General features: G+C 64.9%; 11 protein-coding genes. 10 read left to right on the top strand and 1 reads right to left on the bottom strand.

What is annotated here, in order from left to right:
• The first annotated feature begins 10 nt into the window (after positions 1-10).
• The 10 genes from bchL (at position 11) to hemA (ending at position 8,580) form a co-directional block, all read left to right on the top strand.
• Positions 11-907, top strand: a complete 897-nt coding sequence (gene bchL / locus RSE14_RS06540) for a ferredoxin:protochlorophyllide reductase (ATP-dependent) iron-sulfur ATP-binding protein (protein ID WP_324076456.1) — start codon at positions 11-13, stop codon at positions 905-907.
• Entirely contained in the window at positions 907-1,611 is a 705-nt protein-coding gene (bchM, locus tag RSE14_RS06545) for a magnesium protoporphyrin IX methyltransferase (protein WP_324076458.1), read from the top strand. Before bchL ends, bchM begins: the two co-directional genes overlap by 1 nt.
• Positions 1,608-3,047, top strand: coding sequence for a BCD family MFS transporter (locus tag RSE14_RS06550; RefSeq protein ID WP_324076459.1), 1,440 nt, complete (start codon positions 1,608-1,610; stop codon positions 3,045-3,047). The genes bchM and RSE14_RS06550 overlap by 4 nt, the downstream gene beginning before the upstream one ends.
• A gap of 76 nt (positions 3,048-3,123) precedes the next feature.
• Positions 3,124-3,930, top strand: coding sequence for a photosynthetic reaction center subunit H (puhA, locus tag RSE14_RS06555; protein WP_324076461.1), 807 nt, complete (start codon positions 3,124-3,126; stop codon positions 3,928-3,930).
• Positions 3,921-4,700 (top strand): photosynthetic complex putative assembly protein PuhB, encoded by a 780-nt coding sequence (gene puhB, locus RSE14_RS06560; protein ID WP_324076463.1) that lies wholly within the window; start codon positions 3,921-3,923, stop codon positions 4,698-4,700. Before puhA ends, puhB begins: the two co-directional genes overlap by 10 nt.
• Positions 4,697-5,182, top strand: a complete 486-nt coding sequence (gene puhC, locus RSE14_RS06565; protein ID WP_324076465.1) for a photosynthetic complex assembly protein PuhC — start codon at positions 4,697-4,699, stop codon at positions 5,180-5,182. The genes puhB and puhC overlap by 4 nt, the downstream gene beginning before the upstream one ends.
• Positions 5,182-5,484, top strand: a complete 303-nt coding sequence (locus RSE14_RS06570) for an O2-dependent cyclase accessory protein (RefSeq protein WP_324076466.1) — start codon at positions 5,182-5,184, stop codon at positions 5,482-5,484. Before puhC ends, RSE14_RS06570 begins: the two co-directional genes overlap by 1 nt.
• Positions 5,481-6,542, top strand: coding sequence for a magnesium-protoporphyrin IX monomethyl ester (oxidative) cyclase (gene acsF / locus RSE14_RS06575; protein ID WP_324076469.1), 1,062 nt, complete (start codon positions 5,481-5,483; stop codon positions 6,540-6,542). Before RSE14_RS06570 ends, acsF begins: the two co-directional genes overlap by 4 nt.
• Positions 6,536-7,336 carry a putative photosynthetic complex assembly protein PuhE gene (puhE, locus tag RSE14_RS06580; RefSeq protein WP_324076471.1) on the top strand — a complete coding sequence of 267 codons (801 nt, stop codon included), beginning with the start codon at positions 6,536-6,538 and terminating at the stop codon, positions 7,334-7,336. The genes acsF and puhE overlap by 7 nt, the downstream gene beginning before the upstream one ends.
• A 23-nt stretch (positions 7,337-7,359) precedes the next feature.
• Positions 7,360-8,580, top strand: coding sequence for a 5-aminolevulinate synthase (hemA, locus tag RSE14_RS06585; protein ID WP_324076473.1), 1,221 nt, complete (start codon positions 7,360-7,362; stop codon positions 8,578-8,580).
• A 97-nt stretch (positions 8,581-8,677) separates the two neighbouring features.
• On the opposite strand, the gene RSE14_RS06590 is transcribed toward hemA, so the two are convergent.
• Positions 8,678-10,747, bottom strand: a complete 2,070-nt coding sequence (locus tag RSE14_RS06590; protein WP_324076474.1) for a glycoside hydrolase family 97 protein — start codon at positions 10,745-10,747, stop codon at positions 8,678-8,680.
• Between the last annotated feature and the right edge of the window lie 4 nt (positions 10,748-10,751).

Below are 10,751 nucleotides of genomic sequence, written 5' to 3' on the forward strand. Positions count from 1 at the left end.
ATCGTAACCAATGAATCTGCATAGTCCCAAATCAGGCTTCAGTCCGGCAGACGGCGAAGGTTCGGTCCAGGTCCAGCTTGACCCGTCGGACAAGATCAAGGGCGCCAAGGTGTTCGCCGTCTACGGCAAGGGCGGGATCGGCAAGTCGACCACCTCCTCGAACCTGTCGGCCGCCTTCTCCAAGCTCGGCCACCGCGTGCTTCAGATCGGCTGCGATCCCAAGCACGACAGCACCTTCACCCTCACCAAGAAGCTGATGCCGACGGTGATCGACGTGCTAGAAACAGTCGAGTTCCATTCCGAGGAACTGCGGCCCGAAGACTACATGTTCGAAGGCTATAACGGCGTGATGTGCGTCGAGGCGGGCGGGCCTCCGGCGGGCACGGGCTGTGGCGGCTATGTCGTCGGGCAGACGGTGAAGCTGCTGAAGCAGCACCACCTGCTCGAAGAGACCGACGTGGTGATCTTCGATGTGCTGGGCGATGTGGTGTGCGGCGGCTTTGCTGCGCCCCTGCAACACGCCGAACGCGCGATCGTGGTGGCGGCCAATGACTTCGACAGCATCTTCGCGATGAACCGGATCGTGGCGGCGATCGGTGCCAAGTCGAAGAACTATGACGTGCGGCTTGCCGGCGTGGTCGCCAACCGCAGCCGCGAGACCGACGAGATCGATCGCTTCTGCGACAAGATCGGCATGCAGCGTCTCGCGCATTTCCGCGATGTCGATGCGATCCGCCGCTCGCGCCTCAAGAAGTGCACCTTGTTCGAAATGGGCGATGATCCCGAGGTCGTCGCCGCCCAGAACGAATATCTGCGGCTCGCGCAGATGCTGTGGGACGGGGTGGAGCCTTCGGCGGCCCAGCCGATGAAGGACCGCGACATCTTCGACTTCCTGGGGTTCGAGTGATGGCGACGCGGCTCCCCAACGATTACGACACCCGCCGCGAGGCGCTGGCGACCTATTTCGACAGCACCGCGCGCCAGGCGTGGATTGATCTCACCTCGGACGCCAAGGTCAGCGGCATCCGCGCCACGGTGCGCGCCGGACGCGAGGCGATGCGCAATGTCCTGCTCGACTGGCTGCCCATGGACCTGCGCCGCACCCGCGTGCTCGATGCCGGATGCGGCACCGGCGCCTTCGCGATCGCGGCCGCCTGCCGCGGCGCGGAAGTTACCGGGATCGACGTTGCCGCAGGGCTGGTCGAGGTGGCGCAGCAGCGCACGCCCTCCTTCATCGGCCACGGACGGATCCACTGGCGCTCGGGCGATATGCTCGATCCCGGCCTTGGCACCTTTGCCCATGTGGTGGCGATGGATTCGCTGATCCATTACCAGCCCGAGGATCTCGTGGCGGCGCTCGCCGAACTGGCGCAGCGCACCACCGGCACGATCACCTTCACCTTCGCCCCGCGCACCACGCTGCTGGCGGCAATGCACAATATCGGCAAGGCCTTCCCGAAGTCGGATCGCTCCCCCGCCATCGTTCCGGTGGCCGAGGATGATCTGCGCGCACGCCTCGTCGCGCTGTCCGGCTGGAGCGTGGGGCGCACCCAGCGCATTTCCAGCGGGTTCTACACCTCGCAGGCGCTGGAACTGGTGAGACACGGATGAAGCGTCCGGACCGCCCTGCCCCGCAGCACTGGACAGCACTGGTTTTCCAGATGCTGCCCTTTGCCGATGCGGCCAGCGCGGATCTGCCACTGCCGCAATTGTTGCGGCTGGCGCTGTTTCAGGTGTCGGTGGGCATGGCGATGGTGCTGCTCAATGGCACCTTGAACCGGGTGATGGTGGTCGAGCTCGGCACGCCGACATGGCTGGTTGCGCTGCTGATCGCGGTGCCGCTGCTGGCCGCGCCGTTCCGCGCGCTGGTCGGGCACAAATCCGATACCCACCGCTCGGTGCTCGGCTGGCGTCGTGTGCCCTATATCTGGTTCGGCACGCTGATGCAGTTCGGCGGGCTGGCGATCATGCCCTTTGCCCTGCTGCTGCTCGATACGCCCGAGGATTTCAACATCGGCCTCCTCGGCGCGACGGCTGCCTTCCTGCTGACCGGCGTGGGCTTTCACGTTACCCAAACGGCGGGCCTCGCGCTTGCCACCGATCTTGCCCCCGAAGACAAGCGCCCGCGTGCCGTGGCGCTGCTCTATGTGATGCTGCTGGTCGGCATGATGTTTGCCGCCTTCATCATCGGCGGGCTGCTCGCCGATTACAGCCCCACCCGGCTGGTGCAGGTGATCCAGGGCTCTGCGGTGCTGACCATCGTGCTCAATGTCACGGCCCTGTGGAAGCAGGAAGCGCGCAATCCCAAGGCGACCGCGCCTGATCGCGAAACGCCCGACTTCCGCGAACTGTGGCAGGCCTTCGTGCGGGACGGGCGTAACGCCCGCCTGCTCACCGCAATCGGCATCGGAGCGATGGGCTTTGCGATGCAGGACGCGCTGCTCGAACCCTATGGCGGCGAAATCCTGCGCCTGTCGGTGGGCGCGACCACCGCACTGACGGGGGCCTGGGCGCTGGGCTCGCTGGTCGGCTTCATGCTCTCGGGCCGGCTTCTCGGTCGCGGGTGGGACCAGTTGCGGCTCGCCGGCGCGGGCCTTGTGATCGGGATCAACGCCTTCCTGCTCGTGCTCTTCGCCGGCCCCTTCAACATGGCCGCGATGCTCTATTGCGGCGCGATGGGCATCGGGCTCGGGCTCGGACTGTTCTCGGTCGGCACGCTGATGGAGGCGATGAGCATCGCCAAGAGCGAGACCGCAGGCCTGGCGCTCGGTGCCTGGGGCGCGGTGCAGGCGACCTGCGCGGGCGCCGGGATCGCGATCGGCGGCCTGCTGCGCGATCTGGTCGCAGCGCTCGTGGGCAGCGGTGATGCCGCCGCCAGCACCGCCACGCGCGCCAGCGGCTATGCAACTGTCTATTCTCTCGAAGTTGTCCTGCTTCTGGCAGGTCTCGCCGCGCTCGGGCCGCTCGTCGGCCAGAAACGCACCCATGCTCCCGAAGATGGCGAACCGCTGGTCCAGCCCTTCGGCCTGAGGGAGTTTCCGACATGATTACCCGTGCCCGTCCGTCCCGCCACTCTACCCCGGCTCCGCCTCAGCCGGTCTTGTTCCATGAGAGGAATGTGAAATGAACGCTGCCTATATCGTCGGCACATTCGATGTCGCCGAACTCGCCTTCCTGATGTTCTTCGGCTTCTTCATCGCGCTGGTGTTTTACCTCAACCGCGAAAGCCGCCGCGAAGGCTATCCGCTCGAAGACGAGAACACCGGGAAGATCCACCCCGGCAGCCTGTTCGATGCCGGCAAGAAGAGCTTCCAGCTGCCCGATGGCCGCGGCACCTATGTGCCCGAGGATGTCGCCCGCGACGACATCAACGTGCCCGGCGTGCAGTCCTTCCGCGCCGCCGGTGCCCCCTGGGTGCCGACCGGCAATGCGATGAAGGACGGCATGGGCCCGGCCGCATGGGCCAACCGGTCGAAGTATCCCGATCTCACCTTCGACGGCCGCCCGCGCATCGTTCCCATCGCGCAGAGCCACGAGCTGATCGTCTCGCCCAATGACCCGCAGCTGATCGGCTGGCCGGTGGTTGCCGCCGATGGCGTCACCGCGGGCAAGGTCAGCGACATCTGGGTCGATCAGTCGGAACACATCATCCGCTATCTCGAAGTCGAGACCAATAGCGGCAAGAAGGTGCTCGCCCCGATGATGGTCGCCGTGGTGCACGGCAACAGCCTGATCGCCGCGCTGCTGCCGACCACCAACGACGATCCGCAGTATATCGAGATCGACGCGATCACCGCCGCTCAGTTCGACGATGTGCCCGCGCTCGAAACCCCCGGCATCATCAGCCGCTACGAGGAAGACCGCGTGCAGGCCTACTTCGGCGGCGGCTACATGTATGCCACGCCGGAAAGGGCCGAACCGTGGCTCTGACGAACGCCGACCACCGGCCAGCGAGCGCATCGCCGCTGCCCGGCGGCATTGATCATGCCGAGCTGGAGAACGATGGGCCCACCGCCCATGGCGACCGGCTCGGCACGCCCGCACCGGATGAAAAGGTGCTGTGGAAGGGCCGTCCGTCGGTGGGGTTCTTCGCCCGCAGCGCGTTCCACACCCGCAAGCTCGGGCTCTATATGGCCGCGCTCAGCGTGATTGCGCTCGGGCTTGGCAATATCAACGCAGCCGTGGTTGCCGCCGGGCTTGGCGTGGTGCTGGTCGCGCTGCTCTACGGGCTGGCCTGGCACAGCGCACGGACCACGCTCTACATCCTCACCGACGCGCGCCTCATCATGCGCATCGGCATGGCGATCGAAACGCGCATCAATCTGCCGCTCAAGCAGGTGAAATCGGCCCAGCTGCGTGACCGCGGCCAGGGCCACGGCGATATCGCCTTCGAACTCGCAGGCGAAGAGCGACTGCTCGGTTATGTCCTGCTGTGGCCGCATGTGCGCCCGCTGCGCTATGCCCATCCGCAGCCGATGCTGCGCGCCGTGCCCGATGCGGCAGCCCTTGCACAGATGATTGCCGAGGCGCGCGCGAAGTTCGGCGCGATCGAGCGGAATTTGACCGAGATCAAGGATGAAGCCGGCCCGGCCGTGCACCACACCCCTGTCGCAGTGCCTGCCATGGCCCGAACCGCCATGCTCCGCCGCAAGGGCGAGTCCGGCATGGGCGACACGGGAATGGAGGGAGCCCCCGCATGATCGTTCGCGAGTACGAGGAAGACGAGGTCACCGTCCACAAGGTGCCCTTGATGCTGATGGGCGGGATGATCCTTGGCGCATTGGCGCTGACCGCCTCGGTCCAGCTCGGCTTTTTTGAACGCAGCGCCGTGCCCGAAGTGGCGCGCGCCGAAGCGGGGGTGAAACCCCTCGCCCAGCGCACCTTGCGCTTCTTTGACGAGCCGGACGGCACAGTGCGGGTCGAGGACGGAGCGACCGGCGAAGTGCTGAGCAGCTTCGGCCAGGGCGACGGCGGCTTTGTGCGCGCCAGCGTGCGCAGCCTTGTCTACCAGCGCAAGATCCGCGGAGAGGGCCCTGCGGTGGCCTTCGAACTGATCGAATGGAACAATGGCGACCTCACCCTGAGGGACCCGGTGACCGGGCAGAGCGTCGAGACCTCCTCCTTCGGCGGCGTCAACCGCGCGGTGTTTGCCGCCATGCTGCCCAAGCCGGAGGCGCGCTGATGGGTATCGCCTTCCTGTCGTCACAGTCCTTCGAGACGCCCTGCACGATTACGGTCGAGCAGAGCTCGGAGCACTTCCACGCCCATGTCGAATTGTCCGACGAGATCGCGATCCAGCCGGGCGACAAGGTGCGCGTCCACGGCGCGCCCATCTCCATCCCCTTCGGCAGCCGCGAGGTGTTCGAGCGCCGCGCCACCGTGACCCGCGCCAGCCCGCTGGCGAGCGCGCTCACCCGGCTCGCCGCCTATTTCGACCTGACCGAACTCTATGAAATCAGCTTCAACGCCGGGAGGATCAAATGAACGCCTACAAGCCGATGACCAGCGAGGAGGCGATGGCCATCGCGACGCAGGACACGATGCTGACCCCGCGTTTCTACACCACCGATTACGCGGCATTGGACGCGATCGACGTCAGCCTCGTGCGGCGCGAATGGGACGAGCTGATCGCCGACATGGTGGGCGATCCCAACAAGCTGCACTTCAAGCACAATGACAGCTTCAGGGGCGTGATCGAGGGGCTGGAGCCGGAACTGCGGCAGGAATTCACCGACTTCCTCGTCAGCTCGATGACCTCCGAATTCTCGGGCTGCGTGCTCTATGCCGAAATCGCCAAGCGCACCAAGAACCCCGATGTGAAGCAGCTGTTCCGCCTTCTCGCCCGCGATGAAAGCCGCCATGCCGGGTTCATCAACGAAAGCCTCAAGGATGCCGGGATCGGGGTCGATCTAGGCTATCTGACGCGCACCAAGAAATACACCTATTTCAAGCCGAAATTCATCTTCTACGCGGTCTATCTGTCGGAGAAGATCGGCTATGCGCGCTACATCACGATCTTCCGTCACCTCGCCGCCAACCCGCAGCACAAGTTCCACCCGATCTTCGACTGGTTCGAGGAATGGTGCAACGACGAGTTCCGCCACGGCGAGGCCTTTGCCATGCTGCTGCGCGCCGATCCCAAGCTTTTGGAAGGCGCCAACAAGCTGTGGGTGCGCTTCTTCCTGCTGTCGGTCTACGCTACGATGTATGTGCGCGATCACAACCGCCCGGCCTTCCACAAGGCGCTGGGGGTCAATCCGACCGAGTATGACTACAAGGTCTTCGCGATCTGCAACCAGATTGCCCGTCAGGTCTTCCCGGTCGAGCTCGACATCGACGCACCCGCATTCCGCCGCCAGATGGAAGTCTTGCGCCTTGCGGCGGAGCGGATCGAGGATGGCAAGGCCCGCGGTGGCATCGGCGGCCTCATCGCCCGCGCCTCCGGCATGGCCGGCGCTGGCCTGGCCTTTGCGCGGATGTATCTGATGGCGCCCAAAGCGAACGCCCTGCCGCGTTCGATCCGGCTGCAGCCTGCATGGTAAGCTGGAGCGGCCATATTGTGCCGTTCATGGTGACGGTGGCGATCTGGTTTATCGCCACCGGCCTGATCGCGTGGGCCGACAACCGCGAGCGGACGACCTTTTCGCGCAGCCTGATGATCGGCAGTGTTGCCGGGATCGCCGGGCTGATTGTCATCCTCTTCGCCTCGCTCTCGGCCGAGGTATGGGCGGTCTATCTCGCTTTCTGCGGCGCGCTGATGGTGTGGGGCTGGCATGAACTGTCCTTCCTCACCGGGGCTGCTGCAGGCCCGCGCCGCGGTCTGGCCGATCCCCGGCTGACCGGAATGGCTCGCTTCCGCCAGGCGGCGGCGACGATGATGCACCACGAGGTCGCTCTCGCCGTCACCGCGCTGCTGTTGATCTCGCTCTCGTGGAATGTGCCCAACCAGATCGGGGCTACGGTATTCGTGCTGATGTTCGCGATGCGGCTGATCTCGAAGATCAACCTGTTCGTCGGCGTGCCGAACTCCACCGCGGAGATGCTGCCCGATCACCTCGCCTATCTGAAGACCTATTTCGGCCCCAACCGGATGACGCGGCTGCTGATCATGTCGATCGCGGTCCTCACCGGGGTCACCATCTGGTTTGCCGCGCTGGCACTCGCCGCGCCCTTGGGCAGCGCCGAGATGGTCGGTGCGAGCCTCCTGACGACGCTCGCCCTGCTGGGCGTGCTCGAACACCTGTTTCTGGCCCTGCCGTTCCGTGACGGAATGCTGTGGGGCTGGGCCCTGCCCAAACGCGCCCCGGCGCGAACCAACCCAAACTCGAGAACATAATCATGGATACAGAGGGAAACCCCATGGACTTCGAAGCCTTCTTCGCCGGCGAACTGGATACGGTGCGCGCAGACGGACGTTACCGCGTGTTCACCGACATCAAGCGCCACCGTGGCAAGTTCCCGCACGCGACCCGCTTCATCGAGGATGAAACCCAGGCGGTGACCGTGTGGTGCTCGAACGACTATCTCGGCATGGGCCAGCACCCGGCGGTGCTCGACGCGATGCATTCCTGCCTCGACGAATGCGGCGCAGGAGCGGGCGGCACGCGCAACATCTCGGGCACCAACCACTATCACGTGGAGCTGGAAGCCGAGCTGGCCGACCTCCACAACAAGGAAGCCGCGCTGCTGTTCACCAGCGGCTATGTCTCGAACTGGGCGGGCCTCGGCACGCTGGCGTCGAAGATCCCCGGTTGCGTCGTGTTCTCCGACGCATTGAACCACGCCTCGATGATCGAAGGCATCCGCCACAGCCGCGCGCCCTACAAGGTGTGGCGCCACAATGATGCGGAGCACCTTGACGAGCTGCTGTCGCAATATGGCCCCGAAGTGCCCAAGCTGGTCGCCTTCGAAAGCGTCTATTCGATGGACGGCGACATCGCCCCCATCGCCGAGATCCTCGACGTGTGCGAAAAGCACGGCGCGATGAGCTATATCGATGAAGTCCACGCGGTCGGCCTCTATGGCCCGCGCGGCGGCGGGATTGCCGAGCGCGAAGGGCTGATGGACCGGATCACCGTGATCGAAGGGACGCTGGGCAAGGCGTTCGGCGTGATGGGCGGCTATATTGCGGCCTCGGCCAACCTCATCGATTTCGTGCGCTCGTTTGCGAGCGGCTTCATCTTCTCGACCGCCCTGCCCCCGGCCGTGGCCGCAGGCGCAGCGGCGAGCATCCGTCACCTGAAGCAGTCGAGCGCCGAGCGCGAATTGCAGCAGGAACGCGTTGCGCAGGTACGCCGCATGCTCGATCTGATGGGCATCCCGCACCTCGACAATCCGAGCCACATCATCCCGGTGATGGTGGGCGATGCCAAGAAGTGCAAGATGATCAGCGACTGGCTGATGGACAATCACGGCATCTATGTGCAGCCGATCAACTATCCGACCGTGCCCGTCGGCACCGAGCGGCTGCGCGTCACGCCCTCACCCGTGCACAGCGACGGCGATATCGACCGGCTGATCAAGGCGCTATCCGAGATCTGGTCGCATTGCGAACTCGCCCGGATGGAAAAAGCCGCCTGAGGCCTCCTCACTGACAGGACTACCGGTATCTCCCTTGGACGGGAGTGCGCGAGGGCGGTCGCCTTGGGGGAGGTGGCCGCCCTCCTTTCGTTTGGGCCTACTTCACCGGAATGAAGCGCACCGCGACCCCGCCCGAGGCGGCAAGGTGCACGGCCCAGGTATCGCCGCCGGTCACCACCTTTTCCTCGATCACGATGTCATAGGGGTTGTAATCCCAATGGGCGTGCGGGCCGTCGCGGTAGATCTGCGCGCGGTATTGCTTGCCCTTCTCGAGGAAGGTGAGCGGCAGGGAGAGATCGCGCGGGTTCTCGTCGGTCACCGCGCCGAGGAACCATTCCTTGGACTTGCGCCCCTGCCGCGCCATGGCGACATATTGCCCGACTTCGCCCGCCAGCGCGATCGACTGCTCCCAGTCGGCCTCGACGTCCTTGATGAACTGGAAGGCGTCCATGCGCTTCTCGTAGTTCTCGGGCAGGTCGGCGGCCATCTGGAGCGGGGAGTAGATCGTCACATAGGTCGCCAGCTGCTTGGCGAGCGTTGTCTGCGGGCGGTTCTTGGGGTCGCCGCGCGCCATGTCGGGGCGCACCGGCGGGCGCTCGTTGGGGCGCAGGTCGAAGATGCCGGGGGTGTAGTCGAACGGCCCCGCCAGCAGCGCGGTGAAGGCCAGCATCGGCTCGTGGCTCGGCGGGTTGGGCGGCGAGCCCCAGGCGTTGAACTCCATACCGCGTGCGCCTTCGCGGCTCATCCAGTTGGGATAGGTGCGGCGCAGGCCGGTGTCCTTGACCGGTTCGTGCGTATCCATCGCGATCTGGCGCGCGGCGGCGGCGCGGATCACCTTCATGTGATGGTCGATCATCCGCTGGCTGTCATAATATTCGTAGTGGCGGATGCCCTTGGCATCGACCCACACCGCATCGCCCGCGTCAGAAACATAGCCCGACTTAACGTAGTGCGATCCGATCTTGCGGACGAGATCAAGCCCGGCTTCGAGCTGCTTTTCGTAATTGGTGAGGTTCGCCGAGGTTTCGTGGTGGACGATCAGTTGCACGCCCTTGGAGAGAGCGTACTTGCTCAAACCCTCGATATCGTAATCGGGATAGGCCTCGGTGAAGCTGAAGAGGTCGCCGTTGTTGAACCAGTCGCCGTCCCAGCCCTTGTTCCAGCCTTCCACCAGCACGCCGGAAAAACCGTGCTTGGCGGCAAAGTCGATATAGCGCTTCGTCTCGGCGGTGGTGGCGCCGTGATACTTGTCGGATGCCCAGGTGCGGTCATTGATGTGCATCGCCCACCAGATGCCGATATATTTGCCCGGCTTGGCGTAGGAGACATCGCCCAGCGCATTGGGCTCGTTCAAGTTCAGGATGATGTCCGAATTGATCAGGCCCACCGCTTCGCGCGCAATCTGGATGGTGCGCCACGGCGATGTAAACGGCGCCTTGGTCTTGACCTTCGGCCCGCCCGCCCAGTTCCTGAGGTTCGCCTGAAAATTGCCCGGACGCAGCTGATCCAATGACATCGAGGAATAGTCGATCAGCGCCGCCTCGTGGATCGCGAAGTGGATGCCCGCTTCGTTGCGAAAGGTCGATGGCGTGTGGGCATCGTCGACCTGCCCGGCAGGGGCGATGCGGTAGATATACTCGTTGCGGTTGTACTCGTCCGACGGGGTGTACCACATGGTGGTCTTCTCGCCGACGCCGAACTGGGTCAGCTCCTCGACGATGGCGATATCGCCTTCAAGCGCGGGTTGCTGGCCAAGTTCATAGCGGAAACCGATGCCGGTATCGAAGGCGCGGAAACGCACAACCATCTGGCGTGCGGGGCCATCGTTCGCCTTGAAGGTGACGCTGAGTTCGTTGTGCTGGTCGCGCACCATGCGGCGCTCGCCCCAGGGCTGCTCCCAGGTGCTGTCCTTGCTCGCGCGGGTGGAGCCGGCGATGGCGAGGCCGCGCTCGAAGCCGTGATGATCGGCAAACAGCATCCCCAGCCGCGAGGGTGCGATGACCTTCTCGCCGTCAAAGCTCACCGCATAGGTCGCAAGGCCTCCGTCATCGCTCACGGTCACAGCGATCCTGCCGTCGGGCGAGGTCAGGGTGAGGCTTTCGGCGGCGAGCGGGGCGCTCGCCCACATCAGGGCGGCAAGCCCGGCAAGATTGGTCCACATGCGCATGGGT

It is taken from the genome of Erythrobacter sp. (assembly GCF_035194505.1).
Classification (GTDB): Bacteria; Pseudomonadota; Alphaproteobacteria; order Sphingomonadales; family Sphingomonadaceae; genus Erythrobacter.

What these genes read in the sequence shown, in the direction of transcription:
- hemA (WP_324076473.1), top strand. Translation starts at nt 7,360, where the DNA reads ATGGACTTCGAAGCCTTCTTCGCCGGCGAACTGGATACGGTGCGCGCA.
- RSE14_RS06570 (WP_324076466.1), top strand. Translation starts at nt 5,182, where the DNA reads ATGGGTATCGCCTTCCTGTCGTCACAGTCCTTCGAGACGCCCTGCACG.
- puhA (WP_324076461.1), top strand. Translation starts at nt 3,124, where the DNA reads ATGAACGCTGCCTATATCGTCGGCACATTCGATGTCGCCGAACTCGCC.
- bchL (WP_324076456.1), top strand. Translation starts at nt 11, where the DNA reads ATGAATCTGCATAGTCCCAAATCAGGCTTCAGTCCGGCAGACGGCGAA.
- RSE14_RS06590 (WP_324076474.1), bottom strand. Translation starts at nt 10,747, where the DNA reads ATGCGCATGTGGACCAATCTTGCCGGGCTTGCCGCCCTGATGTGGGCG.
- acsF (WP_324076469.1), top strand. Translation starts at nt 5,481, where the DNA reads ATGAACGCCTACAAGCCGATGACCAGCGAGGAGGCGATGGCCATCGCG.
- bchM (WP_324076458.1), top strand. Translation starts at nt 907, where the DNA reads ATGGCGACGCGGCTCCCCAACGATTACGACACCCGCCGCGAGGCGCTG.
- RSE14_RS06550 (WP_324076459.1), top strand. Translation starts at nt 1,608, where the DNA reads ATGAAGCGTCCGGACCGCCCTGCCCCGCAGCACTGGACAGCACTGGTT.
- puhE (WP_324076471.1), top strand. Translation starts at nt 6,536, where the DNA reads ATGGTAAGCTGGAGCGGCCATATTGTGCCGTTCATGGTGACGGTGGCG.
- puhC (WP_324076465.1), top strand. Translation starts at nt 4,697, where the DNA reads ATGATCGTTCGCGAGTACGAGGAAGACGAGGTCACCGTCCACAAGGTG.